Genomic DNA, 22,937 nt, shown 5'->3' with positions numbered 1-22,937 from the left:
CGCCGCCGGGACCGCTACGTCGTGCAGACGAGATAGCGGAACACGTTGGGCATCCAGACGGTGCCGTCCCGGCGCAGGTGCGGGTGGAGCGCCTCCGCCACCTCCTTCTCCACCTGGGTCCGGTCCGTCGCCCGTACCGCCGCGTCGAAGAGCCGGGTCGACAGCAGGCCGCGGACCGCGCTGTCCAGGTCCGCGTAGCCGAACGGGCACGCCACCCGACCGGAGCCGTCCGGCTTCAGCCCGGTCCGGAACGCCACGTCCTCCAGATCGTCCCGCCGCGCGCCCAGCCAGCCGCCCGCCCCGGTGGAACCGGTCCCCTCCGCGAGCCGGGCGGCCACCCGCAGCACCGCCGCGGTGGCGCACCGTTCCGGCGGGCCCCAGCCGGTGAGTACGACGGTGCTGCCCCGAGCCGCCAGCGGCACCGCGGAGCCGAGCGCGCCCACCAGCTCCTCCGCGTCGTCGGCCGAGCAGCCGATCGGCGTGAACGCGGTGATCAGGCCGTACGGCCGGTGGTCCGCCGCGACGGCCGGGACGCCGTCCAGGAGCCACGGCCCGGTGGCCGGTGGCCCGGCGCCGCCCACCGGCTCCGGGTCCGGCAGCAGCCGGGCGCGGGCGAGCGCGAGGCGTTCGGTGTCGGTGTCGACGCCGGTGACGTGGGCCCCGCGGCCGGCCGCGATCAGCAGCGCGAGCCCGGAGCCGCAGCCGAGCGAGAGCATCCGGGTGGCGGCCCCCACCTCCAGCCGCCGGTACACCGCCTCGTAGAGCGGCGCGAGCATCCGTTCCTGGATCTCGGCCCAGTCACGGGCCCGGGACCCGGTGTCCACCGGGGCGGACGGATCCGCGTGCCTGTGGTGCCGGACGAGCGTTGGTGTCATGGAATGCGCCCCAATCCGCCGAGATGCCGGTGATTACGGTGGTGCCGGTGATGCCGGTCGGTCCTGTCCGAGTGGACGGTTCCCCCGTGTCCGCGGCCGCGCTTCCCCCGTATGCCAGGGAACTGCGCATCCGCCGCCGCGTCCAGGGGTCTACGGGCAATGGTTGTCTCCGGTACCGCCCGCCGGTCCAGTCTCACCCGGCGGGCGGGGCCGGGCACGTCGAGCGCCGGACGGTGCCGTCACCCTGGCCGGGGGAGGGGTGGGAGGTGCGGACCCGGCCCCGGTACTGTCGGTTCCCGAGGGCCGCGCCCGCTGCCGCACCGGGAGCCCGGGTGGTGCGGGCCCAGGGGGCGTACGCGCCGTCTACGCGCTCGGGCGTACACGTCGCTACGTACCACCTTGGTGCGAGCTGTGAGAGTTCTCCGCAGATCAGCGCACCCGCCCTCGTCAGGACGCATGAACGGCAACTGACTGGTACGTGCAAATTATTTGGGATGGCCCGGAATCGGAACACCGGGGCACTCGCGCTCGTTGTCACGACGTGAGCACGACACCACCTGTACTTGCCGCAGAGCTGGCACAGGCGTGGGCCGACATTCAGCGGTACCACCCCGAGCTGCCCGATCTTGCCGCGCCCGAGTCCCTGATCGGAGAGTCCTCGTCCGCCTGTGGCGCCGAGCTCTCCTTCGAACGGCTGCTCCATGAGGCAGTCCACGGCATCGCCGCCGCGAGAGGTGTCCGAGACACCTCACGCGCCGGCCGCTATCACAACCGCCGATTCCTCGCGATCGCCGAGGAGCTGGGCCTCGACCACGCCGAGGAGCCCCACCCCAGCAGTGGCTTCTCGCTGGTCACCCTCAACCCCGAGGCCAAGCGCCGGTACCGGCCGACGATGGAACGGCTGCAGCGCGCCCTCAAGGCGCACACCGTGGCCACCGCCGCCGACACCAAGCGCTCCTTCCGCGGCCCGGCCGCCCGGCACGGCTCCTCCGGAGGGGGCGTGCGGGTCAAGGCCGTCTGCGACTGCGGTCGCAATGTGCGTGTGGTCCCCTCGGTCCTCGCGCAGGCCCCGATCGTCTGCGGCGGCTGCGGAAAGCCGTTCCGGATCCCGGAGGCAGTGGTCGCGGTGGGGTGAGCCGATGTGGTGTGGCACAATGGCTAGCTGTACTCGACAGTCGCATAGGACCCCTCTCTCCTCCGGCTGACGCGTCCATCGGGCACCCGAGTACCGCAACCCCACGTGGCATCTTCGTTGTGCCCAACCACGTCATAGACCAGGAGACACCACTTCCGTGGCAGTCAAGATCAAGCTGAAGCGTCTGGGCAAGATCCGTTCGCCTCACTACCGCATCGTCGTCGCCGACTCCCGTACCCGCCGTGATGGCCGGGCCATCGAGGAGATCGGCCTGTACCACCCGGTACAGAACCCCTCGCGCATCGAGGTCAACGCAGAGCGCGCGCAGTACTGGCTGTCCGTCGGCGCCCAGCCGACCGAGCCGGTCCTCGCGATCCTGAAGCTCACCGGTGACTGGCAGGCCCACAAGGGTCTCCCGGCCCCCGCGCCGCTTCTGCAGCCGGAGCCCAAGGCTGACAAGCGCGCCCTGTTCGAGGCCCTGACCAAGGACACCGCTGAGGAGTCCAAGGGCGAGGCCATCACGCAGAAGGCGAAGAAGGCCGACAAGAAGGCGGACGAGGCTGCTGACGCAGCTGCGCCCGCCGAGTCGACCGAGGCCTGATCATGCTCGAGGAGGCTCTTGAGCACCTCGTGAAAGGCATCGTCGACAACCCCGAGGACGTGCAGGTCGCCTCGCGCACCCTGCGTCGCGGCCGTGTGCTTGAGGTACGGGTCCACCCCGACGACCTCGGCAAGGTGATCGGCCGTAACGGCCGCACCGCACGCGCGTTGCGTACCGTCGTCGGAGCCATCGGCGGCCGTGGTATCCGCGTCGACCTCGTCGATGTGGATCAGGTTCGCTGACAGAGTTGAACACCGGCACGGGCCGGGGAGGGCCATGCGCCCGCCCCGGCCCGTCGTCGTATGACAGGAGAGACACAAGGTGCAGTTGGTAGTCGCGCGGATCGGTCGCGCCCACGGCATCAAGGGCGAGGTCACCGTCGAGGTGCGCACGGACGAGCCGGAGCTCCGGCTCGGCCCCGGCGCGGTACTGGCCACGGAGCCGGCCTCGGCGGGACCGCTGACGATCGAGACCGGCCGGGTGCACAGCGGCAGGCTGCTGCTGCGTTTCGCGGGCGTACGGGACCGTACGGCCGCCGAGGCGCTGCGCAACACGCTGCTGATCTCCGAGGTCGACCCGGAGGAGCTCCCGGAGGACCCCGAGGAGTTCTACGACCATCAGCTGATGGACCTGGACGTGGTGCTCGCCGACGGCACCGAGATCGGCCGGATCACCGAGATCACGCACCTGCCGTCCCAGGACCTCTTCATCGTGGAGCGCCCGGACGGTACCGAGGTGATGATCCCGTTCGTCGAGGAGATCGTCTCCGAGATCGACCTGGAGGAGCAGCGCGCGGTGATCACGCCGCCGCCCGGTCTGATCGACGAGAGCGAGGCGGTCGTGGCCTCCTCGCGGGACGAGGACGCGGCGGCCGACGGAGCCGAGGGCGGGAAAGACACCTGATGCGCCTCGATGTCGTCACGATCTTCCCCGAGTACCTCGAACCGCTGAACGTCTCGCTCGTCGGCAAGGCCCGCGCCCGCGGCCGGCTCGACGTGCACGTGCGCGATCTGCGGGAGTGGACGTACGACCGCCACAACACGGTCGACGACACCCCCTACGGCGGTGGCCCCGGCATGGTCATGAAGACCGAGCCGTGGGGCGACGCCCTGGACGAGACACTGGCCGACGGCTACGAGTCCGGGGCGCACTCCCCGTTGCTCGTGGTGCCGACGCCGAGCGGCCGGCCGTTCACCCAGGAACTCGCGGTCGAGCTGTCAGAGCGCCCCTGGCTGATCTTCGCCCCGGCCCGCTACGAGGGCATCGACCGGCGGGTCACCGAGGAGTACGCCGGCCGGATGCCGGTCGTGGAGGTGTCCATCGGCGACTACGTGCTGGCCGGCGGGGAAGCCGCGGTGCTGGTGATCACGGAGGCGGTGGCCCGGCTGCTGCCCGGCGTGCTCGGCAACGCCGAATCGCACCGGGACGACTCCTTCGCACCCGGCGCGATGGCCGATCTGCTGGAGGGGCCCGTCTACACCAAGCCGCCCGAGTGGCGCGGCCGGGGCATTCCGGACGTGCTGCTCAGCGGCCACCACGGGCGGATCGCGCGCTGGCGCCGGGACGAGGCGTTCCGCCGTACCGCGCTCAACCGGCCCGATCTGATCGAGCGTTGCGAGGCGGCGGGCTTCGACAAGAAGGACCGCGAGATGCTCTCGATCCTCGGCTGGTCGCCCGAGCCGGGCGGCCGATTTTGGCGCAGGCCCGAGGCCGTGGAAGAATAGGCCGCTGCTGTACGTCCGCGTGCGCCCCTGCCACAGGGGGAAAGACGCCCGTCCGACGCGATCAGCACCCGAATCTCATCACTCTCCCGTCGATGACCTGTGGCATCGGCGAAGAAAGCAGACAACATGACTTCCCTGCTCGATGGCGTCAACGCCGCCTCGCTGCGTACCGACGTCCCGGCGTTCCGCCCCGGTGACACCGTCAACGTTCACGTCCGCGTGATCGAGGGCAACCGCTCCCGTATCCAGCAGTTCAAGGGCATCGTCATCCGCCGCCAGGGCGCGGGCGTCGGCGAGACCTTCACGGTCCGCAAGGTCTCCTTCAGCGTCGGCGTCGAGCGCACCTTCCCGGTGCACAGCCCGATCTTCGAGAAGATCGAGCTCGTCACCCGCGGTGACGTCCGTCGCGCCAAGCTGTACTTCCTCCGTGAGCTGCGCGGCAAGGCCGCGAAGATCAAGGAGAAGCGCGACCGCTGAGCTGGCTCCCAGGTCCGCGGCACGGCCGGATAAGCTCTGGCCCCGATGGACACGGAAGCAAGAACCACGGAGCGCGACCGCTCCTCCGCAGCCCCCACGGGGCCGGAGGAGGGGTCGCGCTTTTCGCGTATCCCGCACCGTTTCGCCGCCGCGATGTCATGGCGGCGCACGGTCGCGCTCGGCGCTGTCTGCTCGGTCTTCGTCCTGCTCTTCAGCATCTTCGTGGTGCAGCCCTTTCTGATCCCGAGTGGCTCGATGGAGTCCACGCTGCGGGTCGGGGACCGGGTGCTGGTCAACAAACTGGCGTACCGTTTCGGCTCCGAACCCCGGCGCGGGGACGTGGTGGTCTTCGACGGCACCGGCTCCTTCATGCAGGAGGCGCCGCCGGAGAACCCCGTCACCGGGCTGCTGCACGGGGCGGCGGCCTCCCTGGGGCTCGCGGAGCCCGCCGAGACCGACTTCGTGAAACGGGTGGTGGGCGTGGGGGGCGACCGGGTGGTCTGCTGCGACAAGCGGGGCAGGATCCAGGTCAACGGCCGGGCGCTGGACGAGGGCTACCTGTTCGCGGGTGATGCGCCCTCCCGGGCCCCGTTCGACATCGTGGTGCCGGACGGCACGCTCTGGATGATGGGCGACCACCGCAGCCGTTCCCGGGACTCCCGCGATCACCTGGGCGAACCGGGCGGCGGCATGGTGCCCGTGGACAAGGTGATCGGCAGGGTCGACTGGATCGGCTGGCCGCTGGGGCGGGTGGCCTCGCTGCCGGGCACCGGGGCCTTCGACGGCGTGCCCGCACCGGGGGCGACGCATGGGTAACCGGGGGCGGCGGCAGGACGCCGCCGGTCCCGGGGTACGGGCGCCGGGGGGCGACGAGACGGCGTCCCGCTCGTTGCCCACCAGGGCGGAGCGGCGCCGGCTGGCCCGCAAGGTGAAGCGGAAGCGGCGCAGATCGGCCGTCCAGGAGATACCCCTGCTCATCGCCGTCGCGGTGGTGATCGCGCTGGTCCTCAAGACGTTCCTGGTGCAGGCCTTCGTGATCCCGTCGGGGTCGATGGAACAGACCATCCGGATCGGTGACCGGGTCCTCGTGGACAAGCTCACCCCGTGGTTCGGGACCCGGCCGCAGCGTGGCGATGTGGTCGTGTTCAAGAACCCCTCCGACTGGCCGCCGCCGAATCCGGTGAAGGCGAAGGAGTCGCCCGTCGTCATCAAGCAGGTGAAGGAGGCACTGACCTTCATCGGGCTGCTGCCGTCGGACGACGAACAGGACCTGATCAAACGCGTGGTCGCCGTCGGCGGCGACACGGTGAAGTGCTGCGACGAGGACGGCCGCCTCATGGTCAACGGCCGGCCGATCGACGAGCCCTACCTCTTTCCCGGCAATCCCCCTTCCACGATCAAATTCGAGGTAAAGGTTCCAGCCGGACGAATCTTCGTGATGGGTGACCATCGCTCCAATTCCGCCGATTCACGTTTCCACCTGGACAAGACGGCCGACGGCACGGTCTCCGAAGATGCCGTAGTGGGACGGGCCGTGGTCATCGGCTGGCCAGTCGGGCACTGGACGAAGCTTGAGGAACGTTCCGCGTTCTCCTCGGTCCCTGACCCGCGCGCCGGGACGGCGGCTGCCCCGGGACCGTCGAATAGTGTGTCCCAGGATCCCAACGGAATGATCCGGCTCCCGACCCCTGCGGAACTCCCGCTCGTTATGGGAGTGGTTGGCCTGCACCGGCTAGGGCGCAGGCGGTGGCACGGAATAAGGAGCAGATGTGGGGGATTTGGCGGTGGGCGCACGATCCGGACACGACGAACCCGAGGACCGGCCGGACATTCCGGGGAACACCGAGTCGGCCGGGACGACGGCGGACCGGACGGAGAGTGACGACGACGCCCAGGGCAGTGGCAGTACGGCCAGGAAGAAGCCCCGCTCCTTCTGGAAGGAGCTGCCGCTCCTGATCGGTATCGCGCTGGTTCTGGCGCTGCTGATCAAGACGTTTCTGGTGCAGGCGTTCTCGATTCCGTCGGATTCGATGCAGAACACGCTTCAGCGCGGTGACCGGGTGCTGGTCGACAAGCTCACCCCGTGGTTCGGTTCCGAGCCGGAGCGCGGTGAGGTCGTCGTCTTCCACGATCCGGGCGGCTGGCTGGAGAACACCCCGACGGCCAATCCGAACGCGGTGCAGAAGTTCCTGAGCTTCATCGGGCTGATGCCGTCCGCGGAGGAGAAGGACCTGATCAAGCGCGTCATCGCGGTCGGCGGTGACACGGTGGAGTGCAAGAACAACGGCCCGGTCACGGTCAATGGCAAGGCGCTGGACGACAAGTCGTTCATCTTCAAGGGGAACACCGCCTGCAACGACGAGCCGTTCGGCCCGGTCAAGGTGCCCAAGGGCCGTATCTGGGTGATGGGCGACCACCGTCAGAACTCCCTCGACTCCCGCTACCACCAGCAGCTGCCGGGCGGCGGCACCGTCTCCAACGACGAGGTCGTGGGCCGGGCCATCGTGGTCGCGTGGCCGATCAACCGCTGGGCGACCCTGCCCGTCCCGAAGACCTTCGACCAGCCGGGGATCAACGCCGCGGCCGCGATGGCACCGGGCGCGCTGGGCTTCGCGGGCGCGGTGCCCCTCGTGCTCTGGCGCAGGCGCAGCAGGGCCGCGGCGGCGCGGCGGAAGTAGCCCCGGGAACCCCCGCTCGTTGTCCAGGGGGGTGGGTTGGTGATCGGCGGGCCCGGGTGGGCCGTCGTTGGCGCAGAGTGAGGAATGAATGTGAGCGACGTGGCAGACGGAGCGCGATCCGGACACGGACAGTCCACGGAGGGGACGGAGCAGCCCGCTGACGCTGCCCTCGATCCCGTGGCAGGGACACCGGGTCCGGCCGCGCCGGAAGCCGCGCGCATCCCGGAACAGGGGGGCAAGCGGGCGAAGAAGCCCCGTCCCCTCTGGAAGGAGCTGCCGCTCCTGATCGGTATCGCGCTGGTTCTGGCGCTGCTGATCAAGACGTTCCTGGTGCAGGCGTTCTCGATTCCGTCGGATTCGATGCAGAACACCCTTCAGCAGGGCGACCGGGTGCTGGTCGACAAGCTCACCCCGTGGTTCGGTTCCGAGCCGGAGCGCGGTGAGGTCGTCGTCTTCCACGACCCGAGCGGCTGGCTGGACGGCGAGCCGACGCCCGAGTCGAACGCGGTGCAGACCTTCCTCAGCTTCATCGGCCTGATGCCCTCGTCGCAGGAGAAGGACCTGATCAAGCGGACGATCGCGGTCGGTGGCGACACGGTGTCCTGCAAGAAGGGCGGTCCGGTCGTCGTCAACGGGAAGCCGCTCGACGAGCCGTACATCTTCCCCGGCGGCACACCCTGTGACGACATGCCCTTCGGCCCGTTCAAGGTGCCCGACGGCAAGATCTGGGTGATGGGCGACCACCGGCAGGACTCCTCGGACTCGCGGTACCACACCAACGACGTGAACAAGGGCTTCGTGCCGGTGGACGACGTCGTGGGCCGGGCCGTCCTGGTCGCGTGGCCGGTAAACCGCTGGGCGACCCTGCCCGTCCCGGACACCTTCGACCAGCAGGGGATCAACACCGCTGCCGCCGTGGCGCCCGGCGCGCTCGGCCTCGCCGGCGCCCTGCCGCTCGTGATCCGGCGCCGGCGGAAACTGACCGGCGGGCGTACCGCCGGGTAGGGTGCCGACTCGGATCAGCGATTGTCGATCTCCGATGGGGGACGCTGGGATGAGTGGATCAGGACGTACGGATGACGGCCGCGGCCGGCTCGGCGGCAAGCTGTCGGGGCTGGTGGTGGCCGTCGGCTGTGTGCTCTTCCTCGGCGGGTTCGCCTGGGCGGCCGTGGTGTACCGGCCGTACACCGTGCCGACCGAGTCGATGACCCCCACGGTGAACGCGGGCGACCGGGTCCTCGCGCAACGGGTGGACGGCAGCGAGGTGCGCCGGGGCGATGTCGTGGTCTTCACCGATCCGGCGTGGGGCGATATGCCGATGGTGAAGCGGGTCGTCGGCGTCGGTGGCGACAAGGTCGCCTGCTGCGAGAAGGACGGCCGGCTCACGATCAACGGCATACCCGTTGCGGAACCGTATCTGCGCTCCGACGGCCCCGCCTCCGCGAACGGCTTCACGGCCCAGGTGCCCAAGGGACAGCTCTTCCTCCTGGGCGACGACCGCCTGGTCTCGCTGGACTCCCGGGTCCACCTGGAGGACGGCGGACAGGGCTCGGTGCCCCGCAGCGCCGTGACGGCCCGGGTGGACGCCGTGGCATGGCCGCTGGGCAGCATGGTGGAGCGGCCCGGCGCCTTCGCCGCCCTGCCCGGCGGAGTCTCCTCTCCGGGGCCGGTCAAGCTCCAGCTCGCGGCGGTGATCGCGGGCGTGCTGCTCATCCTGGGCGGGTCCGTGTACGGCCCCCTCGCGGCCCGCTCCGCCCGGTCGAAGCGGAACAGGCAGGGGAAGGCGGCCGCCGGTGTCCGTTGAGAGGCGCAAGGTCTCCCGCCTGGTTCTCCTCGATCCGGACGACCGCGTTCTGCTGATGCACGGGTTCGAACCGGAGGACCCGGCGAGCACTTGGTGGTTCACCCCGGGCGGAGGGCTGGAGGGCGACGAGACCCGCGAGCAGGCGGCGCTGCGCGAACTGGCGGAGGAGACCGGGATCAGGGACGTCGAACTGGGCCCGCTCCTGTGGAAACGGATGTGTTCCTTTCCGTTCGACGGCAGGCGCTGGGAGCAGGACGAGTGGTACTTCCTCGCCCGTACGGCACAGACCCTGACGGACACGAGTGGGCAGACCGGGCTGGAACGGCGCAGTGTCGCGGGCCTGAGGTGGTGGACCTCCGCCGAACTGTCGTCGACGCGTGAGACGGTGTACCCGACCAGACTCGCCGGGCTGCTGCACACGCTGCTCGACGAGGGTCCCCCGCGTACGCCGTTGGTTCTGGCTCCCGAAATCGCCTGAGCGTCCGGGGCGCCCGGCCTGGCGCACAATGGGGGCACGCACGGCTGAAGGGGAACATGCCAATGAGCGCCGAGGACCTCGAGAAGTACGAGACCGAGATGGAGCTGAAGCTCTACCGGGAGTACCGCGATGTCGTCGGTCTGTTCAAATATGTGATCGAGACCGAACGGCGCTTCTACCTCACCAATGACTACGAGATGCAGGTGCACTCGGTCCAGGGCGAGGTGTTTTTCGAGGTGTCCATGGCGGATGCCTGGGTCTGGGACATGTACAGGCCGGCCCGGTTCGTGAAGCAGGTCCGGGTGCTGACGTTCAAGGACGTCAACATCGAGGAGCTCAACAAGAGCGATCTCGAACTTCCGGGTGGCTGAGTTTTCCACATCCGCCCACTTGTCCACCAAGATCCACTAGCTGCGGGCGGACGCGTCAGAGTCGGTGCCGGAGGTGGTGCCGAAATGAACGCACGGGGGGCACTCGGGCGGTACGGCGAGGATCTGGCGGCACGGCTGCTGACCGAAGCCGGCATGTCCGTACTGGAACGGAACTGGCGCTGTCGCACCGGCGAGATCGACATCGTCGCGCTGGACGGCGACGCGCTCGTCATCTGTGAGGTGAAGACGCGCAGGGCGGGTGGCTTCGAGCACCCGATGGCCGCCGTGACACCGGCCAAGGCGGACCGGCTGCGCCGGCTGGCCGAACTCTGGCTGGACCGGCACGGCGGCCCGCCGCCCGGCGGCGTGCGGATCGACCTGGTCGGCGTGGTGCTGCCCAGACGCGGTGCGCCGCTGGCCGAGCACGCGCGGGGGGTGGCCTGATGGCTTTCGCGCGGGCCTGCTCGGTCGCCCTGGTCGGCGTCGAGGGCGTGGTGGTGGAGGTCCAGGCGGACCTGGAGGCCGGGGTGGCGACGTTCACCCTGGTGGGGCTGCCCGACAAGAGCCTGGTGGAGAGCCGCGACCGGGTGCGGGCGGCGGTCACCAACTCCGGTGCGGAGTGGCCGCAGAAGAAGCTCACGGTGGGCCTGTCCCCGGCGTCGGTACCCAAGGGCGGCTCGGGCTTCGATCTCGCCGTGGCGTGCGCGGTACTCGGCGCGGCCGAGCGGATCGACCCCGCGTCGATCGCGGACGTCGTGATGATCGGCGAGCTGGGGCTCGACGGCCGGGTGCGCCCGGTGCGCGGAGTGCTCCCCGCCGTGCTGGCCGCCGCGGAGGCCGGCTACCGGCAGGTGGTCGTCCCCGAGCAGACGGCGGGCGAGGCGGCGCTGGTACCCGGGGTCTCCGTGCTCGGGGTGCGGAGCCTGCGGCAGCTGATCGCGGTGCTCTGCGACGAACCGGTGCCGGAGGAACGGGAGCCGCACGACCAGGGGCGCCCGGACACCATGCTGGCCGGTCTGATGGTGCCCGGCGCCGGTATGGGCACCGGCATCGCGCGCGGCTCGGCGCAGGGCGAGGGAAACCGGCCGGACCTGGCGGACGTCGCGGGCCAGGAGCGGCCGCGCAAGGCCCTGGAGGTCGCGGCGGCGGGCGGTCACCACCTCCTGCTGTCCGGACCGCCGGGCGCGGGCAAGACCATGCTCGCCGAACGGCTGCCCGCGATCCTGCCCGCCCTGACCAGGCAGGAGTCCCTTGAGGTCACCGCGGTGCACTCGGTGGCCGGCATCCTGCCGCCGGGCGAGCCCCTGGTCTCCCGGGCGCCCTACTGCGCACCGCACCACTCGGCGACCATGCAGTCCCTGGTCGGCGGGGGCAACGGGCTGCCCCGGCCGGGCGCGGTGTCACTGGCCCACCGCGGCATCCTCTTCCTGGACGAAGCACCGGAATTCTCGGTGCGCGCCCTGGACGCCCTGCGCCAGCCGCTGGAGTCGGGGCATGTGGTGGTGGCGCGCAGCGCGGGTGTGGTCCGGCTGCCCGCCCGCTTCCTGATGGTGCTGGCCGCCAACCCCTGCCCGTGCGGACGGCACACCCTGAGCGGGGCCGGCTGCGAATGCCCGCCCTCCTCGGTCCGGCGCTATCAGGCCCGGCTCTCCGGTCCGCTGCTCGACCGGGTGGATCTGCGGGTGACCGTCGACCCGGTCAGGCGCGCGGACCTGATGGGCCAGGGCGGTCGCGGCGAGTCCACGGCGACGGTCGCCGCCCGGGTGCGGGAGGCGCGGGCACGGGCGGCGGAGCGGCTGGCCGGTACCCCCTGGACCACCAACAGCGAGGTGCCCGGCCACGAGCTGAGGACCCGCCTGGTGGCGGCGCCCGGCGCGCTGCTGGCGGCCGAGCGCGATATGGAACGGGGCATGCTCACCGCGCGCGGCCTGGACCGGGTCCTGCGGGTGGCGTGGACCCTCGCGGATCTGCGGGGCGCGGACCGGCCGGACGCCTCGGACATCGCGGTGGCCCTGGAGCTGCGCACCGGCATTCCGCGCGGGGCTCCGATGACGGCGGGGGCGGCATGACGGGGCCGTGGGCGGTGCAGTCAGTGGCGCTGCCGGGGCAGGGGGCGGGGGCGGCGGGGGACGGGGAGCGGCTGGCGCGGGTCGCGTTGACGCGGGTCCTGGAGCCGGGGGACGAACGGGGCGGCCGCTGGCTGCGGGAGTGCGGCGCCGGGGAACTGCTGCGGCGGATCACGGCCAGGGACGGATCGGCCGAGCGGCTCAGCGGTATGACGGCGCGTCGGCTGGCCGGCTACCGGCTGCGGGCGGAGGCGGCGGACCCCGCGCGGGACCTGGCGGCGGTGGCCGCGGCCGGCGGGCGCTTCGTCTGTCCGGGCGACCAGGAGTGGCCGAGCCAGCTGGACGACCTGGGGGACGCCCGGCCGACCGGGCTCTGGGTGCGGGGGAGGGCCGATCTGCGGCTCTGGGCGCTGCGTTCGGTCGCGGTGGTCGGCGCCCGCGCCTGCACCCCGTACGGGGCGCACATGGCGACGACCCTCGGCGCCGGTCTCGCGGAGCGCGGGTGGGTGGTCGTCTCGGGCGCGGCGTTCGGGGTCGACGGGGCCGCTCACCGGGGTGCTCTCGCCGCGGGCGGGGCGACGGCGGCGGTGCTGGCCTGCGGGGTGGACGTCGTGTACCCCCGCGGACATGCGGAACTGATCGGGCGCGTCGCCGAACAGGGGCTCGTCATCGGTGAGCTGCCGCCTGCCGAACACCCCACGCGCAGCCGGTTCATCCTCCGGAACAGGGTGATCGCCGCGTTGACGAGGGGAACCGTTGTGGTGGAGGCCGAATACCGCAGCGGTTCCCTGGTGACGGCGCGTTGCGCCCAGCGGCTCGGCCGCTTCACCATGGGCGTCCCCGGGCCCGCCACCAGCGGTCTGTCAGCAGGCGTCCACGAACTCCTGCGTGGCGAAGGGGTGCTGGTGACGGACGCCTCCGAAATCATCGAACTGGTCGGTGACATGGGGGAACTCGCCCCGCCCAGACGCGGCGCGGTGCTGCCGAGGGACCTGCTGGACACCGGCTGCGCCAGGGTGCTCGACGCCCTTCCGGCCCGTGGCACCGCCGATGCGCGCGAGGCGGCCCGTACCGCCGGGACGAGCGCCGACGAGGCGCTCGCCAAGCTGTACGAACTGCACTCACTGGGGTTCGTCGAACGTCATGGCGATGGATGGCGGTTGACGCGGCGGCCGACTTGCAATGACGACGCGCGGCGAGGCGGTACTTGACCTGGAGCATTCGGGTGAAAAGGTGATGCCGATGACCTCGGCGGATCGTTCGGCAACGTCTCCGGGGCCGGCGCGCGACGTGTCGGCCCCGGCCGCCAGCCATGTCCCCCATGTATTCGGCCGGGTGCGCGGCCGTCTCCGTAACCGGATCCGGTGCCGTGTCCGGTCTCCCGGAAGCGCGCGGCTCCGATCCCATATCCTGCGCGCACCGCGACACTTCAGTCACGCTACGCTCACAAGGATTCCGCCCCAGACGCACATTCCCCAGCACTTCACTGCAGAACGGCTCAAGGCACCACATGCCCCAGCACACCTCCGGGTCTGACCGCGCGGCAGTACCACCGGCTGCGCGTGGCACTGTGCGCCCTCCCGCTCCCTCCTCCCTCGACGAGTTGTGGCGTTCGTACAAGACCACGGGCGACGAGCGGCTGCGGGAGCAGCTGATCCTGCACTACTCACCGCTGGTGAAGTACGTGGCCGGCCGGGTGAGTGTGGGGCTTCCGTCCAACGTCGAGCAGGCGGACTTCGTCTCCTCCGGGGTCTTCGGACTGATCGACGCGATCGAGAAGTTCGACATCGAGCGGGCGATCAAGTTCGAGACGTACGCGATCACCCGCATCCGCGGCGCGATGATCGACGAACTCCGGGCGCTGGACTGGATTCCCCGCTCCGTGCGTCAGAAGGCCCGTGCGGTGGAACGCGCCTACGCCACGCTGGAGGCGCGGCTGCGGCGCACCCCGTCCGAGGCGGAGGTCGCCGCGGAGATGGAGATCGGGCTGGAGGAACTGCACGCGGTTTTCAGCCAGTTGTCGCTGGCGAACGTGGTCGCGCTGGAGGAGCTGCTCCATGTGGGCGGCGAGGGCGGCGACCGGCTCAGCCTGATGGACACGCTGGAGGACACCGCCGCCGACAATCCGGTGGAAGTGGCTGAGGGCCGCGAGCTCCGGCGGCTGCTCGCCCGCGCGATCAACACCCTCCCGGACCGCGAGAAGACCGTGGTCACGCTCTACTACTACGAGGGCCTCACCCTGGCCGAGATCGGCAACGTCCTCGGGGTCACCGAGAGCCGGGTCAGCCAGATCCACACGAAGTCCGTGTTGCAACTGCGCGCGAAACTGGCCGACGCCGGACGCTGAGGCCGCCTCCGGGGAAGTCCGGCGCTGTCCACCCGGGCCGGCCTATCGGGGCCACCCACCCCCTTCCGGGCAGCGGTCGCCGTAGAGTGGACGCGTGCCCAGGATTCGAGCGGCCTCCGTGGCCGAGCACCGGACCATGCAGCGCGGCGCCCTCCTGGACGCAGCGCGTTCCCTGCTGTCCGAGGGAGGCACGGAGGCGTTGACCTTCCCCGCCCTCGCCGAGCGCACGGGCCTCGCCCGGTCCTCCGTCTACGAGTACTTCCGTTCCCGCGCCGCCGTCGTGGAGGAGCTCTGCACCGTCGACTTCCCCGTCTGGGCGGCCGAGGTGGAGAACGCGATGGAACGGGCGGATACGCCGGCGGAGAAGATCGAGGCGTATGTACGACGGCAGCTCGATCTCGTGGGGGACCGGCGCCACCGGGCGGTCGTCGCGATCTCCGCGAGCGAGCTGGACGCGGGCGCCCGGGAGAAGATCCGCGCCGCCCACGGCGGGCTGATCGCCATGATCGTGGAGGCGCTCGGCGACCTCGGCCACGAGCAGCCCCGGCTGGCGGCGATGCTGCTCCAGGGCTCCGTCGACGCGGCGGTGCGGCGTATCGAGCTCAGCGTGGCGGAGGAGCCCGCCGTGATCGCGGACACCGCCGTCGCCATGATCCTCTGCGGCGTCCGGGGCGCCCCCGGCGAGCCGGCCTCCTGACCGGGTTCGGGCACACCGGCCACCGGCAGCAGCCGGGACGGTCCGCGCCGCAACAGCCCGGGCGGCAGCAGTGACAGCGGGTCCAGGTAGACCGACGCGCGGCGCAGCCCCCAGTGCAGACAGCCGGACGCGCAGTGGGACGGCCCCGCCGCCATGACCGCCACCACCTGCCCCGCGGTGACCTCTTCCCCCTTCGCGACCAGCGGGCGCACCGGCTCGTACGTCGTCCGCAGCGGCGGATCGCCCGTTCCCGCGAGCTCGATCGCCAGCACCCCGCGCCCCGCGACGCCGCCCGCGAACGAGACCCGGCCGGAAGCGGCCGCGAGCACCTCCGTACCCGGTCCGGCGGCGAGATCCACCCCGCGGTGCCCCGGCCCGTAGTCCGTGGCGGGCGGCTCCCATCCCCGTACGACCACGGGCCGCCCCGCCAGCGGCCAGACCCGTCCGCGCGCGGGCGGCGGATCCACCGGGGGAGCGGCGGGTGCAGGGGCGGCCGGGGGCGCCGCCACGGCCGGGGGTGGCCGGTCCGCGGCGGCCGCCGTCCCGCCCCACCACCCCGCCGCCCCGCACCACCCCGCCGCGAGAAGCGCCGCCGCGGTGGCCGCAGCGGATAACGCGCGCGCCAGGCGCCCCGGCCCGCAGCCCCGCTCACCGTCCCGCCCGCCGCCCGGTGCGCGGCGGCCCCCGGAGCGGGTCCTGGATCCGTCCTGGTCAGCTGTGTTTCGCATGGCACAACCGTCCCCCGGCGGCCCGGTCCGCGGGGATCATGGACCGGATCTGTGGAGTACCGGCCGGTTGTGGACAGCGCCGTCACCCGGCACTCAGTGGGTCCCGTACACTTCTTGTGGCGATCCGGGTCACCGGGTCGACTTCGCACGCCCCGCCATCTCCCTCTCAACGGAGGTGGCCGCGCTCCTCGGTCCCTTGTGGCACGGCGCGTCGGGGCGTCAGGCGCGACAGCAATCCTGCGGTCGCGATAACCGAGTACCTCAAGGAGTACGGCCATGGCCGTCGTCACGATGCGGGAGCTGCTGGAAAGCGGCGTCCACTTCGGTCACCAGACCCGTCGCTGGAACCCGAAGATGAAGCGCTTCATCTTCACGGAGCGCAACGGCATCTACATCATCGACCTGCTCCAGTCGCTGTCATACATCGACCGCGCCTACGAGTTCGTCAAGGAGACCGTCGCCCACGGCGGCTCCATCATGTTCGTGGGTACGAAGAAGCAGGCCCAGGAGGCCATCGCCGAGCAGGCGACGCGCGTCGGCATGCCGTACGTCAACCAGCGTTGGCTCGGTGGCATGCTCACCAACTTCTCCACCGTCTACAAGCGCCTTCAGCGTCTGAAGGAGCTTGAGCTCATCGACTTCGAGGACGTGGCCGCCTCCGGCCTCACCAAGAAGGAGCTCCTGGTCCTCTCCCGCGAGAAGGCCAAGCTGGAGAAGACCCTCGGTGGTATCCGCGAGATGCAGAAGGTGCCGAGCGCCGTCTGGATCGTCGACACCAAGAAGGAGCACATCGCCGTCGGTGAGGCGCGCAAGCTCCACATCCCGGTCGTCGCGATCCTGGACACCAACTGCGACCCCGACGAGGTCGACTACAAGATTCCGGGCAACGACGACGCGATCCGCTCCGTCACCCTGCTCACCCGCGTGATCGCCGACGCCGTCGCCGAGGGCCTCATCGCCCGTTCCGGCGCAGCGACCGGCGACTCGAAGCCGGGCGAGAAGGCCGCCGGCGAGCCCCTCGCCGAGTGGGAGCGTGACCTGCTGGAGGGCGACAAGAAGGCCGACGCCGAGGTCCAGACCTCCGCCGAGACCGAGAAGGTCGCGGACGCCGAGGCCGCTGACGCCCCGGCCGCCGAGGCTGCTGCCGAGGCGCCCGCCACCGAGACGCCGGCCGTCGAGGCCCCCGCCGCCGAGGCCCCGGCCGCGGACGGCGAGCAGGCCTGACACCCGTCACGGCTGAAGACGGCGGGGGCCGGTGCCGCACAGGCACCGCCCCCGCCGTTCACCCGTAGATCTTTCAGACTTCGAGAGAGAATTCAGACTCATGGCGAACTACACCGCCGCTGACGTCAAGAAGCTCCGTGAGCTCACCGGCGCCGGCATGATGGACTGCAAGAAGGCGCTCGACGAGGCCGACGGCAGTGTCGAAGGTGCCGTCGAGGCCCTTCGTATCAAGGGCCAGAAGGGCGTCGCCAAGCGCGAGGGCCGTTCGGCCGAGAACGGCGCCGTCGTCTCCCGCATCTCCGAGGACAACACCTCCGGTGTCCTTCTTGAGCTGAAGTGCGAGACGGACTTCGTCGCCAAGGGCGAGAAGTTCCAGGCCGTCGCCAACGCGCTGGCCGAGCACGTCGCCGCCACCTCCCCGGCCGACCTGGCCGCGCTGCTCGCCTCCGAGATCGAGGCCGGCAAGACGGTTCAGGCGTACGTCGACGAGGCCAACGCCAACCTCGGTGAGAAGATCGTCCTGGACCGCTTCGCGCAGTTCAACGGCGCCTACGTCTCCGTGTACATGCACCGCACCATGCCCGACCTGCCGCCGCAGATCGGTGTCCTGGTCGAGCTCGACAAGGCCGACGCGGAGCTGGCGAAGGGCCTTGCCCAGCACATCGCCGCCTTCGCGCCGAAGTACCTCTCCCGCGAGGACGTCCCGGCCGAGATCGTCGAGACCGAGCGTCGTGTCGCAGAGGAGACCACGCGCGCCGAGGGCAAGCCCGAGGCCGCGCTCCCGAAGATCGTCGAGGGTCGCGTCAACGGCTTCTTCAAGGAGGCCACCCTCCTCGGCCAGCCGTACGCGCTGGACAACAAGAAGTCCGTCCAGAAGGTCCTGGACGAGGCCGGTGTCACCCTGAAGCGCTTCTCGCGCATCAAGGTCGGCATCTGAGTCCGTCCGCGAAAAACGGTGGACCCCGATAGGGTCTGGTGCAGTCGACGGCCGCACACCGCCGTACGACCGCAGATCTGACGAGGAGGCCATTGCCGCTGAGGGACATCGGACCCACCGGCAATGGCCTTCTTCGTATGTGCACGAGGAGAATCTCCATGAACAAGGGCGCGGACGCCGCAAAAGGTGACCACAGGCGCGACGACGGCAAGGTGTCCGGACGCTTCATGCTGAAGCTGTCCGGAGAGGCGTTCGCCGGTGGCGGGGGTCTCGGTGTCGACCCCGACGTCGTACACGCCATCGCACGCGAGATCGCGGCGGTCGTCCGGGACGGCGCGGAAATCGCGATCGTCATCGGCGGCGGCAACTTCTTCCGCGGCGCCGAGCTCCAGCAGCGCGGTATGGACCGGGCCCGGTCCGACTACATGGGCATGCTCGGCACGGTCATGAACTGCCTGGCGCTCCAGGACTTCCTGGAGAAGGAGGGCATCGACTCCCGCGTCCAGACCGCCATCACCATGGGCCAGGTCGCGGAGCCGTACATCCCGCTGCGCGCCGTACGGCACCTGGAGAAGGGCCGCGTCGTCATCTTCGGCGCCGGTATGGGCATGCCGTACTTCTCCACCGACACCACCGCGGCCCAGCGCGCCCTGGAGATCGACGCCGAGGCGCTGCTGATGGGTAAGAACGGTGTGGACGGGGTCTACGACTCCGACCCGAAGACCAACCCCGGAGCGGTGAAGTTCGACGCGCTGGAGTACAGCGAGGTGCTCGCCCGCGATCTCAAGGTCGCCGACGCCACCGCCATCACGCTCTGCCGTGACAACCAGCTGCCGATCCTCGTCTTCGAGCTGACGACGGCGGGCAATATCGCCCGCGCCGTCAAGGGTGAGAAGATCGGCTCACTCGTGAGCGACCGGAGCACCCGGGCCTGAGAACCGGGGGGCCGGGCCGGGGAGACCCGGTGGTTCCCGGGGCCCGAGCAGGGGCCCGAAGGATGGACAACGGCCTGCCGGTCGGACACCGTGCAGGTGAGGACGCGACGCAGGACCCGCCGGGCCCGAGCACGCCGGGCCCACTCAAGACACGCAGGAGCACGTGGTGATCGAAGAAACCCTCCTTGAGGCCGAGGAGAAGATGGAGAAGGCCGTCGTGGTCGCGAAAGAGGACTTCGCCGCGATCCGTACCGGCCGTGCGCACCCGGCGATGTTCAACAAGATCGTCGCCGACTACTACGGCGCGCTGACCCCGATCAACCAGCTGGCCTCTTTCTCGGTGCCCGAGCCCCGGATGGCCGTCGTGACGCCGTTCGACAAGACGGCGCTGCGCAACATCGAGCAGGCCATCCGCGACTCCGACCTCGGCGTCAACCCGAGCAACGACGGCAATATCATCCGGGTGAACTTCCCCGACCTCACCGAAGAGCGCCGTCGCGACTACATCAAGGTCGCGAAGACCAAGGCCGAGGACTCCAAGATCTCGATCCGCGCGGTCCGCCGCAAGGCCAAGGAGACCCTCGACAAGCTCGTCAAGGACAAGGAGTCCGGCGAGGACGAGGTCCGTCGTGCCGAGAAGGAGCTCGACGACACCACCGCGAAGTACGTCGCACAGGTGGACGAGCTGCTGAAGCACAAGGAAGCCGAGCTGCTCGAAGTCTGATGAACGACTCTTCCTGGGGCGTCCCGCAGGACGCCGGCCACGGGGCCGCTCCCGAGATGCGGTCCGTTCCGGCGGGTCCTGCATACGATGTGCATAACGCCCAGCAGACTCGGCCCATGCCCATCGTGCCGGACGTTCCCGACGCAGGTAGAGAAGCTGAGAGCCGTGATGACCGGGACCAGGGGGCCGCACGCCTGAGCGGCGGCCCCCTGTTCCGCGACGAGAAGCCGCAGGAGCCCATGTCCACCGCGCCGCCACCCCCGCAGAAGAAACGTGCGGGCCGTGATCTCGGATCCGCCATAGGGGTCGGCGTGGGGCTGGGTGCCGTCGTCGTCGCATCGCTCTTCGTCGTCAAGGCCGTCTTCGTCGGTGTGATCGTGGTCGCCGTCGTCGTCGGCCTCTGGGAGCTCACCTCCCGGCTGGAGGAGCGCAAGGGCATCAAGGCGCCGCTCGTACCCCTCGCGGTCGGTGGCGCCGCCATGGTCGTGGCCGGTTACGCGCGAGGCGCCGAGGGCGCCTGGGCCGCGATGGCCCTGACCGCTCTCGCGGTTCTCGTCTGGCGGATGACCGAACCGCCGGAGGGCTACCTCAAGGACGTCACGGCCGGCGTCTTCGCCGCGTTCTACGTACCGTTCCTGGCCACCTTCGTCGCCATGCTCCTGACGGCGCACGACGGGCCCATGCGGGTGCTGACCTTCCTGCTGCTGACCGTGGTCAGCGACACCGGCGCGTACGCCGTCGGCTGGCGGTTCGGCAAGCACAAGCTCGCCCCCCGGATCAGCCCCGGAAAGACCCGCGAGGGCCTCTTCGGCGCCGTGAGCTTCGCGATGGTGGCCGGTGCGCTGTGCATGCAGTTCCTGATCGACGACGGCTCCTGGTGGCAGGGCCTGCTGCTCGGCCTCGCGGTCGCCGCCAGCGCCACCCTCGGCGACCTGGGCGAGTCCATGATCAAGCGGGACCTCGGCATCAAGGACATGGGCACCCTGCTCCCCGGGCACGGCGGCATCATGGACCGGCTGGACTCCCTGCTGCCGACCGCGCCGGTGGTCTGGCTGCTGATGGTCCTCTTCGTCGGCTCCGGCTGAGCGTCCGTACGCGGCACCACGCGTGAGGGCCCACCGTCCCCGGACGGTGGGCCCTCACGCGTGTCCGGTGACGTCAGCCACGTTCCCGCAGGGCCGAGCGCATGTGGTGATGGAGCTCCATCGCCCGCTTGCGCATCCACAGGACCCAGGAGCAGAACACGATCACGCCCACGGCGAAGACCACGGGAGAGGCCAGCGAGCCCGACGTGGCCCCGAGAACCACCATGACCACCGCGATCAGGCCCATGAAACCCAGCCAGTAGGGGAGCCACCGGCTGCCCCGTTCCATCTTCCCGAGCTGCTCCTCGACCAGCCGCCGCAGGACCGCCCGCTCCTCGGGGTCCTCGGGCACCTCGCGGTGCCGGATCCTGCGGTTGAGGTCGACGACCGTGCCGGGCCGTGTGCCGGCCGCCCGGCTGGTCCGGCGGCGCTGGTACGCCAGGATGCCGATGATCACGGCGGTGTAGAGCAGACTCTGGACCGCCCATAAGGCCGGATGATCGTCCCGGCGGAACAGGGCTCCGAAGCCCAGTCCCAGCACGAAGAGGACCAGGCCCTGTGCGGCCAGGCTGTGGCTGAACCAGTGCTTCACGGTGTGCACGGCTGATACCTCCTGCTGAGTCGGCGAGCTGTCCCTGTCCCTCCGGGTACCCCGTCGGGCCCGGATCAGGGCCCTTTTGGAGGTGGGCGGGGCATCGCCGCGTGTCTGCGACACTGGATGAACCATGCCTAAGCCCGGAGAACTCACTTTCGTCGCGCCCCGCGGAGCCAAGAAGCCGCCGCGGCACCTCGCCGACCTCACGCCCGCCGAGCGCAAGGAAGCCGTCGCCGCGACCGGCGAGAAGCCGTTCCGCGCCAAGCAGCTCTCGCAGCACTACTTCGCGCGGTACGCGCACGACCCGTCGGAGTGGACCAACATTCCGGCCGGGTCGCGGGACAAGCTCGCGGAGGCGTTGTTCCCCGAGCTGATGTCCGTGGTCCGCCACATCAGCTGTGACGACGACACCACTCGCAAGACCCTGTGGAAGCTGCACGACGGGACGCTGGTGGAGTCCGTCCTGATGCGCTATCCCGAGCGCGTCACGATGTGCATCTCCTCGCAGGCCGGCTGCGGGATGAACTGCCCGTTCTGCGCCACCGGGCAGGCCGGTCTCGACCGCAACCTCTCCACCGCGGAGATCGTCCACCAGATCGTGGACGGCATGCGGGCGCTGCGCGACGGCGAGGTCCCCGGGGGCCCGGCGCGGCTCTCCAACATCGTCTTCATGGGCATGGGCGAGCCGCTCGCCAACTACAACCGCGTGGTCGGCGCCATTCGCCGGCTGACGGACCCCGAGCCCGACGGGCTTGGGCTGTCGCAGCGCGGCATCACCGTCTCCACCGTCGGCCTGGTGCCGGCGATGCTGCGCTTCGCGGACGAGGGCTTCAAGTGCCGTCTCGCCGTCTCGCTGCACGCCCCGGACGACGAGCTGCGCGACACCCTCGTCCCGGTGAACACCCGGTGGAAGGTGCGCGAGGTGCTGGACGCGGCCTGGGAGTACGCGGAGAAGTCCGGCCGCCGCATCTCCATCGAGTACGCGCTGATCCGGGACATCAACGACCAGGCCTGGCGCGGTGACCGGCTCGGCCGGCTGCTCAAGGGCAAGCGGGTGCACGTCAACCTGATCCCGCTGAACCCGACCCCGGGCTCGAAGTGGACGGCATCGCGGCCGGAGGACGAGAAGGCGTTCGTCGAGGCCATCGCCGCCCACGGGGTGCCGGTGACCGTGCGCGACACCCGGGGCCAGGAGATCGACGGGGCCTGCGGACAGCTCGCGGCATCCGAGCGCTGAGGCCGGAACCGGCCGTGTAGCCTGGGCGTGAATTCAACTTCATATTCCGACAGGGGAGCGCCACAGCGCTGAGAGTGCGGCACCAAGGACAGGTTGGCCGCAGACCCTCTGAACCTCGCCCGGGTCATTCCGGGTAGGAAGTTCGGACCTTACTCAAGCTGTTGCGCCCTGCCCGCTTCCGGTTCTCCACCGGCGCGGGCAGGGCCGCGTCTCTTCCTG

26 protein-coding genes, 1 pseudogene and 1 riboswitch are annotated in these 22,937 nt (G+C 70.6%); of the genes and pseudogenes, 24 read left to right on the top strand and 3 right to left on the bottom strand.

What is annotated here, in order from left to right:
* Window positions 1-14: 14 nt before the first annotated feature.
* Complete coding sequence (locus ACFVQ0_RS32840) at window positions 15-875, bottom strand: methyltransferase domain-containing protein (protein WP_390092841.1); 861 nt, start codon at window positions 873-875, stop codon at window positions 15-17.
* Window positions 876-1,416: 541 nt separating this feature from the next.
* On the opposite strand from ACFVQ0_RS32840, the gene ACFVQ0_RS32835 reads away from it, so the two are divergent.
* From ACFVQ0_RS32835 to ACFVQ0_RS32750, 18 genes are all read left to right on the top strand, one after another.
* Window positions 1,417-2,010, top strand: coding sequence for a hypothetical protein (locus ACFVQ0_RS32835; RefSeq protein ID WP_073739095.1), 594 nt, complete (start codon window positions 1,417-1,419; stop codon window positions 2,008-2,010).
* A 157-nt stretch (window positions 2,011-2,167) separates the two neighbouring features.
* On the top strand, window positions 2,168-2,611 hold the full coding sequence (gene rpsP / locus ACFVQ0_RS32830) for a 30S ribosomal protein S16 (protein WP_073739096.1): 444 nt from the start codon (window positions 2,168-2,170) through the stop codon (window positions 2,609-2,611).
* A 2-nt stretch (window positions 2,612-2,613) separates the two neighbouring features.
* On the top strand, window positions 2,614-2,853 hold the full coding sequence (locus ACFVQ0_RS32825; RefSeq protein ID WP_024492228.1) for an RNA-binding protein: 240 nt from the start codon (window positions 2,614-2,616) through the stop codon (window positions 2,851-2,853).
* A 79-nt stretch (window positions 2,854-2,932) separates the two neighbouring features.
* Window positions 2,933-3,514 carry a ribosome maturation factor RimM gene (gene rimM / locus ACFVQ0_RS32820; protein WP_390092840.1) on the top strand — a complete coding sequence of 194 codons (582 nt, stop codon included), beginning with the start codon at window positions 2,933-2,935 and terminating at the stop codon, window positions 3,512-3,514.
* Complete coding sequence (gene trmD, locus ACFVQ0_RS32815) at window positions 3,514-4,335, top strand: tRNA (guanosine(37)-N1)-methyltransferase TrmD (protein ID WP_390092839.1); 822 nt, start codon at window positions 3,514-3,516, stop codon at window positions 4,333-4,335. Before rimM ends, trmD begins: the two co-directional genes overlap by 1 nt.
* Before the next feature lie 126 nt (window positions 4,336-4,461).
* Complete coding sequence (gene rplS / locus ACFVQ0_RS32810; RefSeq protein WP_024492231.1) at window positions 4,462-4,812, top strand: 50S ribosomal protein L19; 351 nt, start codon at window positions 4,462-4,464, stop codon at window positions 4,810-4,812.
* Between the two features lie 45 nt (window positions 4,813-4,857).
* Complete coding sequence (lepB, locus tag ACFVQ0_RS32805) at window positions 4,858-5,628, top strand: signal peptidase I (RefSeq protein WP_390092838.1); 771 nt, start codon at window positions 4,858-4,860, stop codon at window positions 5,626-5,628.
* Window positions 5,621-6,694: a signal peptidase I gene (gene lepB, locus ACFVQ0_RS32800; RefSeq protein WP_390092837.1), complete on the top strand. Its 1,074-nt coding sequence runs from the start codon at window positions 5,621-5,623 to the stop codon at window positions 6,692-6,694. The genes lepB (ACFVQ0_RS32805) and lepB (ACFVQ0_RS32800) overlap by 8 nt, the downstream gene beginning before the upstream one ends.
* Window positions 6,591-7,490: a signal peptidase I gene (gene lepB, locus ACFVQ0_RS32795; protein ID WP_390092881.1), complete on the top strand. Its 900-nt coding sequence runs from the start codon at window positions 6,591-6,593 to the stop codon at window positions 7,488-7,490. The genes lepB (ACFVQ0_RS32800) and lepB (ACFVQ0_RS32795) overlap by 104 nt, the downstream gene beginning before the upstream one ends.
* Window positions 7,491-7,574: 84 nt before the next feature.
* A complete protein-coding gene (gene lepB, locus ACFVQ0_RS32790) occupies window positions 7,575-8,495 on the top strand; it encodes a signal peptidase I (RefSeq protein WP_390092836.1) in 921 nt (306 codons plus the stop codon).
* 49 nt (window positions 8,496-8,544) lie between these two features.
* Window positions 8,545-9,294, top strand: coding sequence for a signal peptidase I (lepB, locus tag ACFVQ0_RS32785; RefSeq protein ID WP_390092835.1), 750 nt, complete (start codon window positions 8,545-8,547; stop codon window positions 9,292-9,294).
* A complete protein-coding gene (locus ACFVQ0_RS32780) occupies window positions 9,284-9,772 on the top strand; it encodes an NUDIX hydrolase (RefSeq protein WP_390092834.1) in 489 nt (162 codons plus the stop codon). Before lepB (ACFVQ0_RS32785) ends, ACFVQ0_RS32780 begins: the two co-directional genes overlap by 11 nt.
* Before the next feature lie 62 nt (window positions 9,773-9,834).
* A complete protein-coding gene (locus tag ACFVQ0_RS32775) occupies window positions 9,835-10,143 on the top strand; it encodes a DUF2469 domain-containing protein (protein WP_003965949.1) in 309 nt (102 codons plus the stop codon).
* Window positions 10,144-10,227: 84 nt separating this feature from the next.
* The gene (locus ACFVQ0_RS32770) at window positions 10,228-10,587 is read left to right on the top strand and encodes a YraN family protein (protein WP_311302951.1); all 360 of its coding nucleotides are present in this window, start codon (window positions 10,228-10,230) and stop codon (window positions 10,585-10,587) included.
* Window positions 10,587-12,212: a YifB family Mg chelatase-like AAA ATPase gene (locus tag ACFVQ0_RS32765; protein WP_390092833.1), complete on the top strand. Its 1,626-nt coding sequence runs from the start codon at window positions 10,587-10,589 to the stop codon at window positions 12,210-12,212. Before ACFVQ0_RS32770 ends, ACFVQ0_RS32765 begins: the two co-directional genes overlap by 1 nt.
* Entirely contained in the window at window positions 12,209-13,420 is a 1,212-nt protein-coding gene (gene dprA, locus ACFVQ0_RS32760; protein WP_390092832.1) for a DNA-processing protein DprA, read from the top strand. Before ACFVQ0_RS32765 ends, dprA begins: the two co-directional genes overlap by 4 nt.
* Window positions 13,421-13,719: 299 nt before the next feature.
* Window positions 13,720-14,556, top strand: a complete 837-nt coding sequence (gene whiG / locus ACFVQ0_RS32755) for an RNA polymerase sigma factor WhiG (RefSeq protein WP_073739112.1) — start codon at window positions 13,720-13,722, stop codon at window positions 14,554-14,556.
* 118 nt (window positions 14,557-14,674) lie between these two features.
* Window positions 14,675-15,253, top strand: coding sequence for a TetR/AcrR family transcriptional regulator (locus tag ACFVQ0_RS32750; RefSeq protein ID WP_390092880.1), 579 nt, complete (start codon window positions 14,675-14,677; stop codon window positions 15,251-15,253).
* A gap of 137 nt (window positions 15,254-15,390) precedes the next feature.
* Here the strand turns inward: ACFVQ0_RS32750 and ACFVQ0_RS32745 are convergent.
* Window positions 15,391-15,981, bottom strand: a pseudogene (locus ACFVQ0_RS32745) (peptidoglycan DD-metalloendopeptidase family protein); the annotation flags it as partial.
* A 276-nt stretch (window positions 15,982-16,257) separates the two neighbouring features.
* Here ACFVQ0_RS32745 and rpsB point away from each other — a divergent pair.
* From rpsB to ACFVQ0_RS32720, 5 genes are all read left to right on the top strand, one after another.
* Entirely contained in the window at window positions 16,258-17,205 is a 948-nt protein-coding gene (rpsB, locus tag ACFVQ0_RS32740) for a 30S ribosomal protein S2 (protein WP_311302948.1), read from the top strand.
* A gap of 100 nt (window positions 17,206-17,305) precedes the next feature.
* Window positions 17,306-18,142 (top strand): translation elongation factor Ts, encoded by an 837-nt coding sequence (gene tsf / locus ACFVQ0_RS32735; RefSeq protein ID WP_390092831.1) that lies wholly within the window; start codon window positions 17,306-17,308, stop codon window positions 18,140-18,142.
* Between the two features lie 158 nt (window positions 18,143-18,300).
* Window positions 18,301-19,077, top strand: coding sequence for a UMP kinase (gene pyrH, locus ACFVQ0_RS32730; RefSeq protein WP_390092830.1), 777 nt, complete (start codon window positions 18,301-18,303; stop codon window positions 19,075-19,077).
* A gap of 166 nt (window positions 19,078-19,243) precedes the next feature.
* Entirely contained in the window at window positions 19,244-19,801 is a 558-nt protein-coding gene (gene frr, locus ACFVQ0_RS32725; RefSeq protein WP_024488459.1) for a ribosome recycling factor, read from the top strand.
* Window positions 19,801-20,886, top strand: a complete 1,086-nt coding sequence (locus ACFVQ0_RS32720; protein ID WP_390092829.1) for a phosphatidate cytidylyltransferase — start codon at window positions 19,801-19,803, stop codon at window positions 20,884-20,886. Before frr ends, ACFVQ0_RS32720 begins: the two co-directional genes overlap by 1 nt.
* Window positions 20,887-20,959: 73 nt before the next feature.
* Here ACFVQ0_RS32720 and ACFVQ0_RS32715 read toward each other — a convergent pair whose 3' ends face one another.
* Window positions 20,960-21,487: a hypothetical protein gene (locus tag ACFVQ0_RS32715; RefSeq protein ID WP_390092828.1), complete on the bottom strand. Its 528-nt coding sequence runs from the start codon at window positions 21,485-21,487 to the stop codon at window positions 20,960-20,962.
* 124 nt (window positions 21,488-21,611) lie between these two features.
* Between ACFVQ0_RS32715 and rlmN the strand changes: the two genes are divergently transcribed.
* Window positions 21,612-22,718 carry a 23S rRNA (adenine(2503)-C(2))-methyltransferase RlmN gene (rlmN, locus tag ACFVQ0_RS32710; RefSeq protein WP_390092827.1) on the top strand — a complete coding sequence of 369 codons (1,107 nt, stop codon included), beginning with the start codon at window positions 21,612-21,614 and terminating at the stop codon, window positions 22,716-22,718.
* 41 nt (window positions 22,719-22,759) lie between these two features.
* Window positions 22,760-22,876, top strand: a riboswitch (TPP riboswitch).
* The last annotated feature ends 61 nt before the right edge of the window (window positions 22,877-22,937 follow it).

Origin of the sequence: Streptomyces sp. NPDC057900 (assembly GCF_042887885.1) — a bacterium.
GTDB lineage: Bacteria > Actinomycetota > Actinomycetes > Streptomycetales > Streptomycetaceae > Streptomyces.
This window is presented reverse-complemented; position numbering and strand designations above follow the sequence as displayed.